Below are 17404 nucleotides of genomic sequence, written 5' to 3'. Positions count from 1 at the left end.
ATGGATGGAACCGTGTACGGCGCGAATGTCGCCGAACGCAGCGTCGCCGCGACTGAACGGGCCGCGGCGACGAAGCGCCTTGTCACGGTTTCGGTGGTGCAGTTCTTCGCCAGCGTCTGCATTCTCGCCCGCCACTATTCGTTTTTCCTCGAAAAGGATTTTCCGGCGGTGACGGCGGCGTTGTCGGGCATCACCTTCACCGATTATTTCTTCTGCTGTTCCGGTTTCTTCATGCATTACGTCAATGCGAGGAAACCCGACATGACCGTTGGCCCGCTGGTCAAGAAGCGATTCATCAAACTCTATCCGCTGCATCTGGCGACGACGCTGTTCTACGTAGCGATCCTGATCGCGTCGGCGCATCTCAGCTCGCTCGGCGGCACGCGGTCGGGCTGGGAATGCGTGCTGCCGACCATCACCCTCACCCACGCCTTCGGCACGGTGGACCAGCAGTGCCTGAATTATCCGTCGTGGTTCCTGAGCGCGCTGTTCGCGCTCACTCTCGCCTATCCCGCGATCCGGTGGACGATCAACAAGTTCGGCGCGGCCAGCGTGCTGACGCTCACCGTGCTGATCGTCGTCGCCTACGAGGCCGCCTATCGCTTCGGCGATGCCCCGCACTGGAGTTCGCTGACCTACAATTTCGGAATCCTGCGCGGCATCCCGACATTCCTCGCCGGAATCCTGATCGCCGAATACCTTCCGCGCATCGCGCCGCATATCAAAAGCTTCACGCTTGGCTATGCGGCGTTCGGGGCGGCGCTCATCGGCATGATGACCGGGCTTGATCCATTGATCTGCTACGGCATCCTGCCGGTGGCGCTGGTCGCGCTGCTCGCGGGCGCGGAAGCCAACGGCGCCCGCAGCGTGCTGCGCAACCGCCGCCTCGCGGCGGTCGGCGGCTGGTCGTTCCCGCTCTATCTGCTGCACGTGCCGATCGCGGCGGTGCTGCTGAACTTCGCCGCCGTGCGCTTCCTGCATCTCCACGGGTGGGTGCTGGTCGGCGCGGCGCTGGCGACCGCCGCCGTGGCGATCATCGCGTCGTGGATCGCCAGCCACGTCCTCGACTCGTGGACGCCGGCACCGGCGACCAGGCGAAAGCCGGCGTGAGAGCGGGAACCCGGATTCCAAAAGGATTCTGACTCTGTAGCCCGCATGAAGCGCAGCGCAATGCGGGATGATGGCGGATCTATTCCCGGATTACGCTTCGCTGCATCCGGGCTACGAACTCATTCGATGTCATGGCCGGGCTTGTCCCGGCCTCCGCTCAGGTGCGCACCGTGCCCATCTGATCGGGGTCACCGGGACAAGCCCGGTGACGACATCGCGTGTGGGTTTCATTCAGCGAGACGTGTCCCGGGCGCGGCGCGGCATTTCATTCCTCAGGACGACGAACTCACCCCAGCTTCGGCTGCCGCAGGTGCCAGTCCGTCGCGTTCTGGTAGGCGAAGCCGATGCGCAGGATCATCGCCTCCGCGCCCGGAGCCCCCACGATCTGCAGCGATGTCGGCAATCCTTCGGCGCTGAAGCCGTTGGGCACCGCGAGGCCGCAGCGGCCCGCCAGATTGACCGGCCGGGTGAAATAGCCCGGATTGAGCGTGGTGGTATCGACCTCGCTCACCGGGATTGCCGTCACCGGCACGGTCGGCGTCAGCAGCGCATCGACGCCTGCCAGTTCGCGATCGAGGCTCGCACGCAACTTCTCCTGCTCGCGCAACACCTGCTGGAAGTCTCCGCCGAACAGCTTGATGCCGCGGCGGACGCGGCCGCGCACCTGCTCGTCGAGCGGCGCCTTGTCGTCGTCGAACAGCGCGCGATTGAACGAATAGGTTTCCATCGCCATGATCGCCGAGGCGACGTCGCTGAACTGATCGAATTCCGGCAGCGAGCGCAGCACCACGATCTCCGCGCCGAGCGACGCGAGTTTCTCCAGCGCGCGGTCGTAGTTTTCGAGCACGGCGGGTGCGACCACCGCGCGATTGCGATCATCGAGCGCACCAAGAATTAGCCCCTTCACCCCGCGCCTGAGCGAAGGATCGGCTGTGCCACCCTGCCCGCGCAGAACATCGAACAGGATCGCGGCATCCTCGACCGAACGCGCCAGCGGGCCGATGGTGTCGAGCAGGTTGCTGAGCGGCAGCACGCCGTCGGTCGGAATGAGTCCGGCAGTGGTTTTCAGTCCGGTGATGCCGCAGAACGCGGCCGGGATGCGGATCGATCCACCGGTGTCGGTGCCGATCGCCCATGGCGCCATCCGCGATGCCACCGCGACCGCCGAGCCGCTGCTCGATCCGCCCGAATTGCGATGGGTCGTCATGTCCCACGGATTGCGCGGCGCGCCCATGTGCTGGTTGGTGCCCCAGGCGCCGAACGCGAACTCGACCGTGTGGGCTTTGCCGAGCAGGATCATGCCGGCCGAAAACAGCCGCCGCGCGAGCTCCGCGGTGACGTCGGCCTTCTCGCGCCCCCTCGCCTTCGAGCCGCCGGTGGTGACGCGGCCCTTCACATGGACGATGTCCTTGAGCGCGAACGGCACGCCATGAAACGGGCCGACCGCATGCCCGGAGCGGATCGCCATATCCGCGCCCTGCGCGGCCATCAGGGCATCATCCGCGAATACTTCAAGATATGCGTGCAGCTTCGGATCGAGCGACGCGATCCTCTCAAGACAGGCTTTGGTGAGATCGACGGATGACAGCTTCCGCTCCTGGAGGAGATCGCTGCTCTCTTTCACGGTGAGATTGGTCAGGTCGGTCATTCAGGCATTCCCTCTGCAAGACCCGATTGGCTTAGCCGAAGTTGTTGCGGGCGGGAACATGCCAGCGCCCGTGTCTTGGCTGGTATGCGGTTTGATCACGTTCGCAAGTTGCTCCCCTCGCCTGTCACGCCTTACGATGCTGCCGCTCGCAACGGCGAGCAAAAACAAGAACACTGCATTTCTGAGAGATCCGTATGGAACGGTATTATCCGGTCGCTATCGTCACACTGCTTTGCGGATTGATGACATTCGGAATGGCGCTGACGGTTTCGAGAACCCATTCGAAAACGGGACTGCTGGCGCCCACCATGACAGGCGATCCTCTGCTCGAACGCGCTATCCGTGGTCATTCGAATACGGTCGAATGGGTCCCGATCTTCCTCCCTTCGCTATGGCTGTTTGCGATCTACTGGAGCGCGACGTGGGCTGCGGGCCTCGGTGCGCTGTGGCTGGTCGGCCGGATCGTCTATTTCGTCGGCTACCTCTCCGCCCCCGCGAAGAGATTTCCGGGCTTCTTCATCCAGTCGATTGCAGCCTTCGCGCTCCTGCTCGGTGCACTGGGGCGCGTGCTCTATCTCGTCATGAACTAGAGCCGGCCGCCGGCGCAAAACAGAAATCGTCCGCTGTCGAGGGATGCTGCGGCGGATCGGGCAGCAATTGCGGCCGCACAATATCGCCACACCAGCTTCATCGAATGGATACAGGGCAACCAGCCCGTCACCGCATTCCGGCGGTATCCGTGTCATCCCCTCCACGATCCGGAAAGGAATGACTCATGCGCGCTTTGACAACTTCAGCAATTCTCCTCGGCCTCGCGCTCGGAACGCCCGCCTTCGCGCAAGGCACGACACAACGCGCGCCGTCGCAATCGGCTCCGCAGGCGCAGCAGTCCGCCCCGCAGATCAAGAGCGTCCAGATCGTCGACATCAAGGACCTGCCGCAGGACGTGCGCTCGCAGGTCGATGAGCTGGCGTCGAAAACCAGCGAGCAGGATATGCAATCGCTTCGGAAGTCGATTGACGCCTCGCCCGGCGTCACCTCCGCGTTGAAGGCCAAGGGCCTGAGCTCGGCGCAGGTCGTGGCCATGAATGTCGACAAGGATGGCGTCCTGACGCTTTTCGCCAAGAAGGCGACCTAGCCCGAACCACATCGCATCGCCGTCTTCCCGGCCGCAGCGGACGCCCCGCTGCGGCCGTTGGCGTTTGCGTGGGCGATTCAGCCTCTGGCCTCGGGCTTGCAGAAAGCAACGTCAGCGACGTTCAGCCCAAGGAAGGTATCCCATCATGAAACAAGCGGTGCTCCGAAGCGGGACGGCTTGTCCCGCAATTCCAGTGCCGCTCATCCGGCAGCGGCGCCCGACCGCGAGGGTGTCGCGTCCTCGTCGCGGCGGGCCGCGATGGGCCTCAATCGTGCTTCTCATTGTCGTTGGCGATATCGCGCTCGCCGCCGCTGTCTGGTCCATCGTCGAGCACATCGCCAAATAGAAGAGACCTGATCCTCGATCGCGAGCGAACGAACACGCCGCCAAGATAGGCAATCTGGCTCACCAGCAGCGCGCCGACGAGAATGATTGCGCCGTCCTTGAATCCAAAGCCGTTGAACTGGAGAAGGAACGCGACTGAAAAGGCGACAGCCAGCGAGACCAGTTCGAGGACGAAAGCCGTTATCCATACCCCCGCGGCGAACCCGAGCAGCCCGCTCGCCACCATCAAGACCAGCCCCAGCCCCATATCCCCGACCCAACCCGCATTCCAATTTCGCGCGCATGTTGCGGATCGGGCCCGCCGGGAACAGAACAACAGGACAAGTTTCCCCAGACGCCGGGTGGTATCCTTAACGTCTCCAAAGCGGTTCAATGTCGGCGCGATTTTTAACGACCCGATCGGGATAAATCGCAGACAGACGCCGGACAGCGGTTCGCCGGACATCGCGCGAACCCGCTTCCGCCATGTTTGCGCCCAGTCAGCCTGCGTTCATGTTCCCTGTTCAAGATGACGCCAGCCATTCCCGAAACGACAGAGGATACATTTGATGAAGATGCTGAAGATCGCCGCCGTTGGTCTCGTTGCGCTGAGCGCATCGCTTGCCGGTTGCGCGCAAACGCCCGGCGAGCAAAGGGCCCTGACAGGCGCAGCCATCGGTGGCGCCGGAGGCGCGCTCCTCGGCCAGGCGATCGGCGGAAATACCGGAAGCACGCTACTCGGCGCCGGTGCGGGTGCACTCCTTGGTGCCGCCGTGGCGAACTCCAGCGGCCCGCGGCCGGGCGAGCCGGAGATGTGCCGCTATCGCGCGCCGGACGGACGAATCTACATCGCGGAATGCGACGAGCGTTACTACCGCGGCGGTTACTGACGGTCAGCGGTCACACGACACTTCAGAATCATGGAAGCCCCGCCCGTCATCGCGCGGGGCTTTTTCTGTTTGCGTTTTTCACGTCCGGCTATGGATGAAGAGCGCTCACAAATGGGCCGGAAAAATCGCGTTTCAGACCGGCGACAGCACGCTCTACATGGAGGAGAACAACGTCAAGCCTGACAAGGACGGCGACCTGGCTCTTGATTTTGTCTGTAAAAAACCAAAGGTGCCGGATGACGACGATGATTTCCCGTTCTGATCGTGCGTGCGTAAGAGCGCACAACGGCCTTCCGCTCAATCCGCCGATCTCAGCCGCTTCATCGTGAACTCGATCTCACCGTCCGGCAGTTCGCGCCAGGATTCGACGGCCGACATGTAGGCTGCGGCCGGCCATTGATCGAGGAATGCCCGTGCGGTCCGGCGGGCTTCTTCCCGGGACTGGGTGAAGGTCTGGCGGATGTAGCCGTCTTCGGCGGATGCCGACCGACGGCGGGACATCCGATCTGCCAAATCTCTGGGATTCCGGTAAGCCATCGCCCCACTCGCAAATGTAGAAGGCCTCAATATGGGGCCTTTTGCCGTTGCGTTGGAGTCCGGAAATCCGCCACGTCGCCAAAACGGCAGTTCTGGAACATGGTCATCCTTTTGGGTGATGAAACCAAACCAGCGGCTGTTAGGTCTTCTCAGGTCGCCATGTTGCGTATCGGCGGCTAAGGCCCGGCCGGTGGGAACCCCCCGCTCTGTAACCGGCCGGGCTGATTATCCGTCGGGGCCGAATAGCTCTATTGGATGAGTTGAACGGATTTGATTTGTGCTTACCGTGCTCCATTACCTTGAGCGAAGGGATGACCACGATGAGCAAATCTCCAGGGACGGAAGCCGACGAGGACCGCCGTAAGTTTCTCGCCACCTGCGGGAAGTTCGCAGCCGTCACACCTCCCGCAATCACGATGCTTTTGTCGACCAGCCTGACTTCGACCGCCATTGCTCATTCCAGCGGGCGAGGAAACACCAAGGGAAACAATGGTTGGGGCAACGGCGGAGGTGATGGAAGCCCGAACGGCAAAGATGATAGCAATCGATAGGCCCGGACGATTTAGGAAAAACCAGTGTATTCACGGCCGATGCCGCGAGAGTCGTGGTGTACCTCTGAATATCCTCTACAAACAGGTCGTCAGCTTAAAGGCGCGGGCGATTCATCACTTTGACGCGAAATGGTAATTTTCGCGATGTCCCGCACCTCCAGCAGCTCCTATCGCCGGGCTTATGGACCGCCCGCACATTTCGCGCGCTGCAGCGGGCAGGACCTCCCAAATCCGGATCAGTTCACCAATTGAACCGGCTTGCATCTTCCGCATGAGATTGCCGCGGTGAAGCTTCACCGTCACCTCGCTGATGCCGAGATCGAACGCGATCTGCTTGTTGACCCGCCCGCGCGCAACTTCGTGCAAAACTTGCCGCTCGCGAGGGGTCAGCTTTTCCAGGCGTTCGACATTGATCCTGACGGCAAGTGCTTTGGCGCGGTACGCCACATCGCGGTCAATGCCGGCGATCACCGCATCCAGCAACGTTTGGTCGCGAACCGGCTTCGTCAGGAAGTCGACGGCGCCGCCCTTCATTGCCTCAACACTCATCGGAATATCACCATAGCCGGTCAAAAACACGATCGGCTTTGGGTTACCGGTTGCAGCAAGATGCCGCTGCAGGTCCAGGCCGCTCGATCCCGGCATACGGACATCGAGAACAAGGCAACCCGGCCGGTCGAGCGCCTTCGCAGCAAGCAGTTCGCCTGTCGACGCAAACGCGATGCATTCCATGCCGGCTGACAACATGAGATTCTGCACGGCATCGCGCACCGATGCATCGTCATCTACGATCATCACGACAGGCTGATCTGATAAAGTGATCGGCCGTTGATATGTCGATCTTCGGAGCCCTATTGGATCATTGATCATTTTCGCCCTCCAGATTGGTATTGCGCAACGTACGATCGATGGCTGCGAGCAAATCCTGACCACCGAATGGTTTCATGAAGAAGCCGCTAATGTCTTTGCCAGTCGCGCGATGCTGATCGCCGATCTCATGACGGCCGGTCAAAAGAAACACCGGCAGCCTTGGCCGCACCTTTTTGACCAGGTCCAGCAATTCAAAACCATCCATACCCGCCATGCCGATGTCGGTGATCAGACAGTCGACCTCCGATAAACCAGTGCCGAGCAATGATGGACCTGATTGAAAAGTCAAAACCGAATAGCCGGCCGATTCAAACAGGTTCTCAAGTGACTCAAGAACTCTCGGATCGTCGTCGACCACCGCGATGACAGATTTTTTGTTCACGCTTATTCTTCTCCTGTCCGGCGCGAATGAGTCACCGGGATTTTCAACCGTTCCGCAATGCGTACGAGATCGGCCAACGATGCCGCCGCCATCTTCTGCATCACGTTTCTGCGGTGAATCTGCAGGGTCACCTCGCTGATCCCGAGTTCTGCGGCCGCCTGCTTGTTAAGCAACCCGCTGATCACAAGGGGCAATACTTCTCGCTCGCGCGGCGTCAATTCGTTATAGCGGTGCCTGAGAACATCGAGGTCCGCCCGCTCCGCATGCACTCGCCTGTCCTGTGCAACCGCCGCACGGATCGCCCGCATAAGGTCCACGTCACTGAATGGCTTGGTCAGAAAGTCCACAGCGCCGCGCCTGATGGCGCGCACCGACGACGGAATGTCGCCATGTCCGGTAATGAACACGATTGGCGGATGATCACCGTCCGCAATCTGACCCTGCAGATCCAGACCGTTGATGTCCGGCAGTTCGACATCGAGAATAAGACAGGCCGGTTTCCTGGGCTTCTCCACATCCATATAAGCGCCGGCGGAAGCGAACGTCATCGTCGTCACTCCGTATGATGTCAGCAATTCGCCAAGTGCTTCCCGAATTGCGGCATCGTCGTCCACGATAAAGACGATGTAGTCTTCGTCACTCATGCCGCTTCTTTCGCCTGGATTGGCAACGTAAAGAGGAACGTTGTGCCATGCGACTTGTTCGTTTCAACCCACAGCTTTCCACCATGGGATTCGATGATGGATCGACAGATGGCGAGCCCCATGCCCATTCCCTGCGCCTTTGTCGTAAAGAACGGCTCGAAAATCCTGTCCGGACTTTCTATACCGCCGCCGCGGTCGCTGACCTCGACCTGCACCGAATCTCCGAGTTCGCGTGCGCAAACCTGCAGGATCTTGTCGCCGCCAAGGGCGTCCATCGCCTCCATCCCGTTTCGTATGAGATTGATCAGAACCTGCTGAAGCTGAACCCGATCGACTTCGACAGGCGGCAGACGATCCTCCACATTGATGTGCATTTGCACGGAGCGGCGCATCGCCTCTTCCGCCATAAGCTCTCGGACTTCAGCCATGATGCTGCCGATCGCAGCAGAACTGCGGGAATCCATCGACTGTCTGAACAAGGCACGTATGCGGCTAACGACATCAGCGGCCGCGTTGGCATCGCGAATGATGCTCTTCACAGTGCGATGGGCTCGTTCGGCATTTGGCGGCTCTGCCATGAGCCAGCGCTGGCAGGCATATGAGTTGGCAACAACAGCGGCCAGCGGTTGGTTCACTTCATGGGCGATCGAGGCCGAGAGTTCGGCAAGGCTCGCCGCCTGACTGGCGCGCGCCAATCTCTCCTGTGCAAGACGCAACGCCTCCTGCGCCCGAACCTCGGCATCGATGTCAAGACACATGACATTCCACTGCACAATGGCGCCGTCGGCATTTCGCATCGCCTCGGCACGAGTCTCGACCCAGCGATATTCACCATCGAAGCGTCGTAATCGGTGCCGACGGGCGTACGGCTCACCGGTTGCGAGGCAATGTGCATATCGTTCCCTGACACCTTCAATATCGTCGGGATGAACACCGGCATCGAGCGTTGCGTCTAACCGGGTTTTGCCCATGCCATCCAGAGCTTCAAGGTCGTAGCCGAGAAACTGGCGCAACCGCTGGCTGCGGTAGATCGGCTCCCCTTTCGGAGAAGCACAATCAATCATGGCCGGAAGCGTTTCCACGAGCTGCCACAAAAATCGTTCTCGTTCGCGGAGTTCTTCCTGCGTCCGGACCTCGTTCTCGATATCAATTGAAACAACATACCATTGCACAATCGCGCCAGACGCATCGTGCAGCGGTTGAGCACGAGCCTCGATCCAGGGGTAGGCACCGTCCTTGTCACGCCGCCGAAATCGATTCACGAAGGGCGTTCCGGTCGTGAAGCCATCCAGTGCTCGCTTCAGCATCGCCGGAAGATCGTCGGGATGGGCAAGATGCCTGGCCAACGCCTCGAAGGTCTCGACATGAGCCGGCGGTGAGCCGACCCCGTCCGCATACCGCTTACTGGCGTAAGTGAGCCTGCGCGAAGCATCGAAGCTCAGGATATTGATGGGCACTGCATCGATCATTTGCTGCAGTTGTCGCGTCGTGTTCCGCAGCGCCTCCTCAGCCCGCACCTGGTCGCCGATATCGATGGAAACCTGATACCAGTGCAAGATTGTGCCATCTCGATCGCGCAGAGGCTCGCAACGACCTTCTAGCCAGCGGTAGCTGCCGTCTTTCCAAAGTCGGCGATATCGCATCATGAAAGGGTCGCCAGTTCTGAGACAGTTGGCCGATATACGCAGCACCTCCGGTGCATCTTCAGGATGAACCAGTGTTTCTGCCACCTTTACGGTATCTTCGAAGTTTGCTTTGGAGAGGCCGAGATCCTCCAGGGATCGCTTGTTGACGTAAGCGAGCTTGCCGGCTGGCGTCCAGCTCCAGATGTGGATTGGCAGGGCGTCGACGAGTCGCTGAAGATTTTGTTCGCTCTGTCGCAACGCATCCTCGGCGTGCATCTGGGCGTCGATATCGAGGCAGACGCCGTACCATCGCACAATTTCGCCTCCGGCATTGCGCATCGGCTCCGCACGGGCGTCGACCCACCGATACACACCATCTGAACGGCGAAGACGATGCCTCAACGAAAAACCTTCGCCGGTCCTGACTGCGGTCGCGACCGCATTCCTGACAGCGACAGCATCATCCGGATGTATGATAGTCCTGACGACCGCGTCGAAACGCTCCGTTTCGGAAGAGCCCAAGTCGTCGATAAGCACACCGCCGTATTCAACCATCTGCTTGTTGAAGTACGTGGGATTGCCTTCGGGCGACAGGCACCAGATCAGCACCGGAACAGTATCGATCAGTTGCTGTAGCGATCGCTCGCTTTCGCGCAGCGCCGCTTCAGCCATTTTCTGTTCGTCGATATCGATCGTCGTGCCGTACCAGCCGACGATGCGGCCGGCGGGATCGCGCTTGGGCAAACCAGAACTCCGATACCAGCGATATGCGCCGGCTCGCCACATACGATGTTCGCAATGGTAGTCCCTGCCCGTTCGGAGGCTGCGCCGCCAGGCTGCGAGAAGCCGGTCGAGATCATCGGGATGAATGACCTTTCGAAAGCCAAACTCGTCATCCTCTGTGGCAACGAGGTCCTCCCTGGGCAAGCCCGTGAATGCCCGGGGACTACGGCTCATATAGAGAAACTTCCCGTTCGCATCGGCAAACCATGCAAGTGCGGGCATGCTCTCGATGATGCGCATGGCCTGTTCAGCCTTGCTGGTCGCCCTCTTCACGCGCTTGCGATCTCTCAAGCTACCCATGGCGGCGATCGCAACGCCGACAGCGGCCACCAGGGCGGCAACTACGGTGATATGGCCGATCGGCACATTGACCAGTTGCGCCGAAACGAACCCGATGCCGCAGCCCGCAAGCGCAAGGCCAAGGCGATCCACATAAGGCACTCCAAGTGTCATCGACGGCTCCCGGCGCGATAGCCCGCCGCATCGGCCCCTGGCTTGGCATCACACCCAACTCAGGGATTTCGATGAAAATTTATCATGGCAGGGCCTGACGGCATCCTATGGAAATCCATGATAGGCAATTGCGCCAAACCATGGAAGCGGCCGGCTTCCGGCCGCGACGGCGTATCCTTTCACCGCAAGCTCTCTTCAATCGCGGCAATTACTCTGGCGCAGCGGCGGGCGCAAACTGATCTCCTGCCTTCACCGATCACCCCATCGGATGACGCTTCAGAGGCCATCCTGCTCGACCAGGGCCGAGGTCAACCTGACCATCGACAGGCGCGAGCTATTCCAAGAGACAGTACCGGCACTTTCAGAAATCTCGCAGTTTTCCCGCGTCAACCAAGGCGCCTGAAGGTCTTCAATGGCCGTAAGGGTGCGGTTACGCGAGGGAAGCCGCCATGAATTTTCCAGCCTGGACCTACGTCATGGGAAAGCGCGGCAACCGGCATTTCGTTTGCGCGCCATGCCGTCCGGGGGTGCCGCAATGAGCAACCCGTGTCGCGTCGACTCCTCGCCATGTTCTCAAACCAACGACCGAGACAGCGCACCGGTCGCCGGTCTCCGCCGCCCGGTGAACGAGATGTCGCGCGTTCTCAAGACCGCGCCGGTTCGGATTGCATCGGACCTGTCGGGAGGTGCGATCGCTCAATGGAGCCACGACCCATTTCACGAGATCGTCGAACCGATGACTGATCATGTGATCATGACATATGTCGGCACCGTACAGCGGCTGGAACGGCGAAACGGCAATTCAATTGTATCCGGCACCGCACGTGACGGCACCGTGACCATTATCCCCGCTGGCTCGACGTCACGATGGGACATCTACCAGCCCATGAATATCATTCAGCTCTATCTTCCAGGAGCAACGCTTGCACGTCTGGCTCTCGAAGCCAGCATTGCCGCGCCTACCGATCTGCTGGAACGGACGGCCCTTCCCGATCTGGTGACGTCGCGCCTGCTGACAAGCGCGGCGGATGTCGCGGAAGGCAATCACACGCTGGATACGTTCTTCAGGCAACAACTAAGCGATCTTTTGGCTACGCGCTTGTTGTCCGCACACACCGGCAGGACGCCTGCCTATCAACCTGCACTTGGCGGCCTCGCGCCAACCGTACTAGCGCGGGCGATCGAGCGTCTGCGATCGGATAGCGATGCAGATGTATCTCTCGCCGCACTGGCCTCCGATTCGGGGCTATCTCGCTTTCATTTCTGCCGCGCCTTCAAGGCAAGCACAGGCCTTTCACCCCACAACTGGCTGCGAAGATATCGGCTGGAGCAAGCCATGAACATGCTGCGTAACACCGACAACTCGATCGCGATGGTCGCCGCATCGCTGGGTTATACCTCGCAGACCGCCTTTGCTGCCGCATTCCGCAAGCTCACAGGAGAAACGCCGACCGATTGGCGCAAACGCAGACGTTAGCCGCAATTTCTCTTCAAGTGCGCCAATCGCTCTGGCGCAGCGAATGACAGGCCTCGCTAAACCACCATCGTGTCCACGCCTAGGAAGACGGAGACAATAGAATGGTCTGCAAAAAGAAGATCGGGCTTCTCTTAGCCCCATCAAGGCGAAGCGTCCTGGCATCAGCGTTCATGTACGGCATCTCGTCCACATTTCATTTCTCATCGGTAGCCGGTGAACAAGGATCTACCTCAACTCGCAATAAGCAAGGGATTGATACGATGACGTCCATTACGACCCGAGACGGCGTTCAGTTGTTTTACAAGGACTGGGGTCCGAAATCCGCCCAGCCAATTGTATTTCATCATGGCTGGCCGTTGAGTTCCGACGACTGGGATAACCAGATGCTCTTCTTTCTCAGCAAGGGCTTTCGCGTCATCGCCCATGACCGCCGTGGCCACGGCCGGTCAACACAGGTGAGCGAGGGGCACGACATGGATCATTACGCGGCGGACGTGGCCGCGCTGGTCGAACATCTAGATCTGCGCAATACGATCCACATCGGCCACTCCACCGGCGGCGGCGAGGCAGCCCGCTATGTTGCACGCCATGGCAAAGGCCGCGTTGCCAAGCTCGTCCTGATCTCGGCCGTTCCGCCGTTGATGCTGAAGACCCCTGCAAATCCCGGGGGCCTGCCCATCGGAGCGTTCGATGGGATTCGCACCGAACTTGCGGCCAATCGCTCGCAGTTCTATTTGGATTGCGCGAGTGGTCCGTTTTTTGGCTATAATCGCCCCAATGCCAAACCTTCGCGGGCTGTCATCTGGAACTGGTGGCGCCAGAGCATGACAGGAAGCGCGAAAGCGCAGTACGACGGCATCAAGGCCTTTTCAGAGACCGACTTCACCGAGGACCTGAAGAGCATCACCTTACCAGCACTGGTGCTGCATGGTGATGACGATCAAATCGTTCCGGTCGGCAACTCTGCACCCCTGTCGGCGAAGCTCCTGCAGAACAGCAAGCTCAAGATCTACGAAAAGTTACCGCACGGTATCTGCACGACCCACGCCGATATCGTCAATGCCGACATTCTGACCTTCATCAAGGCCTAGACGGCACAGCACTCCGAATTCCGCGCGTCGCGATGACTGTCTCTCTCCGCTCATCAGGAGCGGCAACGATGACGCGCGGACCTTCCAAACTCCACCTGATCTACAAACCACGGAGTAGAAAACATGAGACTCGTTATTGTAGGTGCCGGCTTCGCCGGAATGTATGCGGCACTGTCCGCCGCCCGCTTGCGGGACATCGAAGGCGTTTCGCCCGAAGAACTCGAGATCGCACTGGTCGCACCGGAGCCGACGCTGGTGGTTCGTCCGCGGCTTTATGAGCCGAAGCCGGAAACCCTGACGGCACCGCTGCTGGACGTGCTCAATGCCGTCAACGTGGTCTACGTGCAGGGCACAGTCGACAACATCGACAGCAGGGCCCGGACCGTCAGCGTCGTCGGCGTCAAAGGCGACCGCAAGACGGTCCCCTATCATCGCCTGGTGATCGCCACTGGCAGCCGTCTGTTCCGCCCGAATATTCCGGGCCTCGCCGAGCATGGATTCAGCGTCGATCAGCTCGGTGACGCCATTGCCCTCGACCGCCATCTGCATGATCTCCCAAAATGGCCCGTCTCGGAAATGCGCGATACCATCGTTGTTGCGGGCGGCGGGTTTACCGGCATCGAGGTTGCCACGGAGATGCCTGCACGGCTTCGCGCCATCCTTGGGAAGGATGCCTCACCGCGCGTTATCATCGTCGGACGGAACGAGGCGATTGCTCCGGACATGGGAGCCGGTGCTCGTCCCATCATAGAGGAAGCCCTTCGCATGCTCGGCATCGAGACCCGCCTCGGAGCCGGCGTCGCAACACTGGACAAGTCCGGTGTCACGCTTACCAACGGCGAGCGTATCGAAAGCGCGACTGTTATCTGGGCTGCCGGTATGCGCGCCAATCCGCTCACAACACAAATTCCAGCTGAACGCGATAATTTTGGCCGGCTTCTCGTCGATAACCGTCTCCGGGTCGCTTCCGTGCCTGCTGTCTTCGCGACGGGCGATGCGGCACGCGCAGCGTGCGACGGCGTCGGAAACTACGCGCTGATGTCATGCCAGCACGCGACGCGGATGGGTGCCTTCGCGGGCAACAATGCGGCCGCCGAATTGGTGGGCGTTCCGACGCGGCCCTATCACCAGGAAGGCTATGTCACTTGCCTCGATCTTGGCGAAGCCGGTGCGCTGTTCACTCGCGGTTGGGAACGCAAGGTGGAGATGGTCGGCGCGAAGGCGAAAAAGACCAAGCAGGAAATCAACACGGTCTGGATCTATCCGCCGAAAGCCGAGCGCGCCGCGGCACTGGCCTCGGCCGATCCGGAGCATGTAACGGAAGTGTAAGCACGCGCGTCAAACTCATCGGATCGAATGCACAAATGTGCGTTCGATCGACCAATCCTCGCGGCCGCACACAGGCGCGAGGTTGTGCGACGGGCGTCCCCCTCAGCGCCCGGTCCACCGCGACGGCCGGCCTTTTCCCATGTCGAGGCCGGCCGTCGTTTTTCTCGCTATTGCATGCCAGGTCGGGCGGCTGCGACAAGCGGCTTTGTAGCTCACGTTTGTTAGACCTTCGCGGCCGCGTCAGGCAGTTGCTCGTCGCTGCTCAGGCCGGCTGTCCCAAATGTCGGAAGGAAGACAAGACTTTCGGCCGGAAAAGCCAGCGGAAGACCGCTTGTTCTGCATTTGTCATAGAGGAGATCGACGATCTCGTTCTTGGCTAACGTTCCGATGGCGAGGCTGTCGACCCGAAAGTGCAATTCGACTTCGATTGCGATCGCGTCGATTGTCTTCAGGACGACGACGGGCGGGGGATTTTTCACAATACGGCTACTGGCCTGCAGTACAGACCACATGATTTCCTCGACACGCCGCGGCCGCTGCGTGGCGGCGACGCGCACGCTCAACGCAATCTGGTGAGTCTCGTCAGGGCGGCTGCGATTGGTCACGCCCTGCCTTGCCAGAACGCTGTTCGGCAACACCACGACATCATGCGCAGCGGTCAGCAGATTGGTGGAGCGCCAGTTGGTTTCGGTCACCCGGCCCTCGGTCCCGTCGCTCAACTGGACCCAGTCTCCTATCGCATAGGCCCTTCCGAGCGTCAGCGCGATTCCGGAAAAGACGTCGCCGAGCGTATTCTGTAACGCCAGGCCCAGAATAATGGCGACAACGCCGGAGGTCGTGACCAAGGTACCGATCGGCACTTCGAAAACGAAACCGACCACCGAGAGCGCCACGCCGAGATAGATAACGGCGATGGCCATATCCTGGATGAGATGTGCTTCACGCGGTTTTCGATTGAGCCTGACATAGATGTGGATGACACCGATGATGGTCCACGCGAGATGAGTCCACCACAAGATCCTCGCCGATTTGGAGACCAGCGCCGCAAACCCCTGGGTGTAGATGCTATCGGACTGATATGGCGCGATGTGGCCGACGTAAAATACGAGGCTCATGCCGATGAAAAACAGCATCTGGACCATCAGACGGCCCGTCGGGCGGCTTATGCCCTGAAGGTGCCAGACGACGATGCCGGCAATTCCCAGACCGTTTATCAGGGCAAGCTGAAGGAAGCGGTCATCGCCCAACATGGCAGGCGCCCACCGAAACAACGATTCTAGAAATGAAATGTCGATCGCCGATGCTCGCGCCGGCAAGCGCATCCTCGCGATAACGCACAATCAGGGCCGGCCAATTGAGGCCAGCCCTGAAGGTCACACAACGTGGTTCGAAACGAACCTTCACAGAAATCAGTAATCCCAGAAGATGGGGACGAAACGAAAGGTATCGCCGTCGACTGCCACCCGGCCGATCGACGGGAACGGCATATGGGTGGCCACCAGAAGCGACCCCGTCTCCGCGAGCTCCCGCAACAGATCGACCCGCACCCGGGTCGCTTCTTCAGGATCGTGCTCAAAGCCGTTATGCCAATCGGGGTGGTCGAATCCGACGGCAAAAACAGCGTCGCCGGCGAACATCATCCGATCCCCACCTGACGTGAGACGAACCACGGCGTGCCCTGGCGTGTGACCGCCCGTGCGATGGACGACCACGCCCGGCGCCACCTCATGCTCCTCATCGAACTGCTGCAATTGATTGTGGTACGCGTTCACGAACCGTTTGGCAGTCGATCGCAGCGCGTCCGGAAATCCCTGCGGCATGTCGGTGTGGGAGAAATCGGGCGCTTCCCAGAACTTGACCTCGGCCGCTGCCACATGGATACGCAGGTCCGGACGGAGCCGCTCCTTCACCCCGTCGACGAGAAGCCCGCCAACGTGGTCCATGTGCATGTGGGTCAACACCACGTCGGTCACGGACGCAAGATCGATACCGGCGGCTTCCAGCCGCCTGATCACTTGCCCTGCCCGCGGCAGATGCAAATCCGGGTCGGCTCCCAGTCCGGCGTCGATCAGAATAGTCTTGCCGCCGCTGCGCACCACAACCACGTTCAGCGCCCAGTCGAAGGCATCCTGCGGCAGGAACATCTCGTTGAGCCAAGCCGACCGAACAGCAGGATCGGCATTGTATCCCAACATTTTGGTCGGGAGCGGCAGCACACCATCGCTGACGACCATCACGTCGATGTCACCGATCTTTAGCGCGTAGCGCGACGGAACCAATTCTTCAGGCTTCGATTTACCCGGGGCGGGCACGGTCATATCCAGACTCATGTTTTTCTCCTTCCAATCGCCGCCTTACGCACGGCATGGACGACGCTACGTTGGAGCGTGTCTGCGATCGATTGGGCCGACGAATAGGACCATCCATACTTCGGGATAGGTTCAAGCGCGGCGGAATGGAAACCCGACCGACAGGACGATCAGGATGAGCTGGACCAAAATCTACGAACGACGGCGGACTGCGGCCGCTCTCGAATCACGGCCGATCCAATA

General features: G+C 60.4%; 18 protein-coding genes. 9 read left to right on the top strand and 9 right to left on the bottom strand.

Translation table 11 applies throughout. From position 1 onward, the window contains the following. Complete coding sequence (locus ASC80_RS04895; protein ID WP_162244571.1) at nt 1-1110, top strand: acyltransferase family protein; 1110 nt, start codon at nt 1-3, stop codon at nt 1108-1110. Nucleotides 1111-1396: 286 nt separating this feature from the next. On the opposite strand, the gene ASC80_RS04890 is transcribed toward ASC80_RS04895, so the two are convergent. Next, nucleotides 1397-2758 carry an amidase gene (locus ASC80_RS04890; RefSeq protein WP_056293373.1) on the bottom strand — a complete coding sequence of 454 codons (1362 nt, stop codon included), beginning with the start codon at nt 2756-2758 and terminating at the stop codon, nt 1397-1399. 194 nt (nt 2759-2952) lie between these two features. Here ASC80_RS04890 and ASC80_RS04885 point away from each other — a divergent pair, with 194 nt between their 5' ends. Then, nucleotides 2953-3348, top strand: a complete 396-nt coding sequence (locus ASC80_RS04885) for an MAPEG family protein (protein WP_056293370.1) — start codon at nt 2953-2955, stop codon at nt 3346-3348. Between the two features lie 185 nt (nt 3349-3533). Next, nucleotides 3534-3896: a hypothetical protein gene (locus ASC80_RS04880; RefSeq protein WP_056293369.1), complete on the top strand. Its 363-nt coding sequence runs from the start codon at nt 3534-3536 to the stop codon at nt 3894-3896. 265 nt (nt 3897-4161) lie between these two features. Here ASC80_RS04880 and ASC80_RS04875 read toward each other — a convergent pair whose 3' ends face one another. Further along, on the bottom strand, nt 4162-4488 hold the full coding sequence (locus ASC80_RS04875; RefSeq protein ID WP_056293366.1) for a hypothetical protein: 327 nt from the start codon (nt 4486-4488) through the stop codon (nt 4162-4164). A 301-nt stretch (nt 4489-4789) separates the two neighbouring features. Here ASC80_RS04875 and ASC80_RS04870 point away from each other — a divergent pair, with 301 nt between their 5' ends. Together ASC80_RS04870 and ASC80_RS23545 are read left to right on the top strand one after the other, a co-directional pair. After that, the gene (locus ASC80_RS04870; RefSeq protein ID WP_056293363.1) at nt 4790-5110 is read left to right on the top strand and encodes a YMGG-like glycine zipper-containing protein; all 321 of its coding nucleotides are present in this window, start codon (nt 4790-4792) and stop codon (nt 5108-5110) included. Between the two features lie 94 nt (nt 5111-5204). Continuing rightward, nucleotides 5205-5372: a hypothetical protein gene (locus ASC80_RS23545; RefSeq protein ID WP_156464259.1), complete on the top strand. Its 168-nt coding sequence runs from the start codon at nt 5205-5207 to the stop codon at nt 5370-5372. A gap of 35 nt (nt 5373-5407) precedes the next feature. Here the strand turns inward: ASC80_RS23545 and ASC80_RS04865 are convergent, their stop codons facing one another. After that, a complete protein-coding gene (locus ASC80_RS04865; protein WP_502690929.1) occupies nt 5408-5611 on the bottom strand; it encodes a hypothetical protein in 204 nt (67 codons plus the stop codon). A gap of 347 nt (nt 5612-5958) precedes the next feature. Between ASC80_RS04865 and ASC80_RS22900 the strand changes: the two genes are divergently transcribed. Beyond that, nucleotides 5959-6198, top strand: a complete 240-nt coding sequence (locus tag ASC80_RS22900; protein WP_156464258.1) for a hypothetical protein — start codon at nt 5959-5961, stop codon at nt 6196-6198. Nucleotides 6199-6312: 114 nt separating this feature from the next. On the opposite strand, the gene ASC80_RS04860 is transcribed toward ASC80_RS22900, so the two are convergent. The 4 genes from ASC80_RS04860 to ASC80_RS04845 are packed head-to-tail and all read right to left on the bottom strand — an operon-like array spanning nt 6313 to nt 10955. Next, nucleotides 6313-7068: a response regulator transcription factor gene (locus ASC80_RS04860; protein WP_056293356.1), complete on the bottom strand. Its 756-nt coding sequence runs from the start codon at nt 7066-7068 to the stop codon at nt 6313-6315. Beyond that, the gene (locus ASC80_RS04855; protein WP_056293354.1) at nt 7058-7450 is read right to left on the bottom strand and encodes a response regulator; all 393 of its coding nucleotides are present in this window, start codon (nt 7448-7450) and stop codon (nt 7058-7060) included. Before ASC80_RS04855 ends, ASC80_RS04860 begins: the two co-directional genes overlap by 11 nt. A 2-nt stretch (nt 7451-7452) precedes the next feature. Then, entirely contained in the window at nt 7453-8094 is a 642-nt protein-coding gene (locus tag ASC80_RS04850; protein WP_056293351.1) for a response regulator transcription factor, read from the bottom strand. Next, a complete protein-coding gene (locus ASC80_RS04845) occupies nt 8091-10955 on the bottom strand; it encodes a PAS domain-containing sensor histidine kinase (RefSeq protein ID WP_082512404.1) in 2865 nt (954 codons plus the stop codon). The genes ASC80_RS04850 and ASC80_RS04845 overlap by 4 nt, the downstream gene beginning before the upstream one ends. 535 nt (nt 10956-11490) lie before the next feature. Here ASC80_RS04845 and ASC80_RS04840 point away from each other — a divergent pair. The 3 genes from ASC80_RS04840 (at nt 11491) to ASC80_RS04830 (ending at nt 14852) form a co-directional block, all read left to right on the top strand. Then, nucleotides 11491-12432, top strand: coding sequence for a helix-turn-helix domain-containing protein (locus ASC80_RS04840; protein ID WP_056293347.1), 942 nt, complete (start codon nt 11491-11493; stop codon nt 12430-12432). Between the two features lie 260 nt (nt 12433-12692). Continuing rightward, the gene (locus ASC80_RS04835) at nt 12693-13523 is read left to right on the top strand and encodes an alpha/beta fold hydrolase (RefSeq protein ID WP_056293344.1); all 831 of its coding nucleotides are present in this window, start codon (nt 12693-12695) and stop codon (nt 13521-13523) included. Between the two features lie 123 nt (nt 13524-13646). Further along, nucleotides 13647-14852, top strand: coding sequence for an NAD(P)/FAD-dependent oxidoreductase (locus ASC80_RS04830; protein WP_056293341.1), 1206 nt, complete (start codon nt 13647-13649; stop codon nt 14850-14852). Between the two features lie 221 nt (nt 14853-15073). On the opposite strand, the gene ASC80_RS04825 is transcribed toward ASC80_RS04830, so the two are convergent. Together ASC80_RS04825 and ASC80_RS04820 are read right to left on the bottom strand one after the other, a co-directional pair. Then, complete coding sequence (locus tag ASC80_RS04825; RefSeq protein ID WP_056293338.1) at nt 15074-16102, bottom strand: mechanosensitive ion channel family protein; 1029 nt, start codon at nt 16100-16102, stop codon at nt 15074-15076. A gap of 159 nt (nt 16103-16261) precedes the next feature. Beyond that, nucleotides 16262-17182, bottom strand: a complete 921-nt coding sequence (locus ASC80_RS04820) for an MBL fold metallo-hydrolase (protein WP_056293337.1) — start codon at nt 17180-17182, stop codon at nt 16262-16264. Nucleotides 17183-17404 lie beyond the last annotated feature (222 nt).

This window comes from Afipia sp. Root123D2 (genome assembly GCF_001425835.1).
GTDB lineage: Bacteria > Pseudomonadota > Alphaproteobacteria > Rhizobiales > Xanthobacteraceae > Afipia.
This window is presented reverse-complemented; position numbering and strand designations above follow the sequence as displayed.

Bases quoted from the DNA above. Each gene is read 5' to 3' on its own strand.
- ASC80_RS04895 (WP_162244571.1), top strand. From the start codon at position 1: ATGGATGGAACCGTGTACGGCGCGAATGTCGCCGAACGCAGCGTCGCC.
- ASC80_RS04890 (WP_056293373.1), bottom strand. From the start codon at position 2,758: ATGACCGACCTGACCAATCTCACCGTGAAAGAGAGCAGCGATCTCCTC.
- ASC80_RS04885 (WP_056293370.1), top strand. From the start codon at position 2,953: ATGGAACGGTATTATCCGGTCGCTATCGTCACACTGCTTTGCGGATTG.
- ASC80_RS04880 (WP_056293369.1), top strand. From the start codon at position 3,534: ATGCGCGCTTTGACAACTTCAGCAATTCTCCTCGGCCTCGCGCTCGGA.
- ASC80_RS04875 (WP_056293366.1), bottom strand. From the start codon at position 4,488: ATGGGGCTGGGGCTGGTCTTGATGGTGGCGAGCGGGCTGCTCGGGTTC.
- ASC80_RS04870 (WP_056293363.1), top strand. From the start codon at position 4,790: ATGAAGATGCTGAAGATCGCCGCCGTTGGTCTCGTTGCGCTGAGCGCA.
- ASC80_RS23545 (WP_156464259.1), top strand. From the start codon at position 5,205: ATGAAGAGCGCTCACAAATGGGCCGGAAAAATCGCGTTTCAGACCGGC.
- ASC80_RS04865 (WP_502690929.1), bottom strand. From the start codon at position 5,611: ATGTCCCGCCGTCGGTCGGCATCCGCCGAAGACGGCTACATCCGCCAG.
- ASC80_RS22900 (WP_156464258.1), top strand. From the start codon at position 5,959: ATGACCACGATGAGCAAATCTCCAGGGACGGAAGCCGACGAGGACCGC.
- ASC80_RS04860 (WP_056293356.1), bottom strand. From the start codon at position 7,068: ATGATCAATGATCCAATAGGGCTCCGAAGATCGACATATCAACGGCCG.
- ASC80_RS04850 (WP_056293351.1), bottom strand. From the start codon at position 8,094: ATGAGTGACGAAGACTACATCGTCTTTATCGTGGACGACGATGCCGCA.
- ASC80_RS04845 (WP_082512404.1), bottom strand. From the start codon at position 10,955: ATGACACTTGGAGTGCCTTATGTGGATCGCCTTGGCCTTGCGCTTGCG.
- ASC80_RS04840 (WP_056293347.1), top strand. From the start codon at position 11,491: ATGAGCAACCCGTGTCGCGTCGACTCCTCGCCATGTTCTCAAACCAAC.
- ASC80_RS04835 (WP_056293344.1), top strand. From the start codon at position 12,693: ATGACGTCCATTACGACCCGAGACGGCGTTCAGTTGTTTTACAAGGAC.
- ASC80_RS04830 (WP_056293341.1), top strand. From the start codon at position 13,647: ATGAGACTCGTTATTGTAGGTGCCGGCTTCGCCGGAATGTATGCGGCA.
- ASC80_RS04825 (WP_056293338.1), bottom strand. From the start codon at position 16,102: ATGTTGGGCGATGACCGCTTCCTTCAGCTTGCCCTGATAAACGGTCTG.
- ASC80_RS04820 (WP_056293337.1), bottom strand. From the start codon at position 17,182: ATGAGTCTGGATATGACCGTGCCCGCCCCGGGTAAATCGAAGCCTGAA.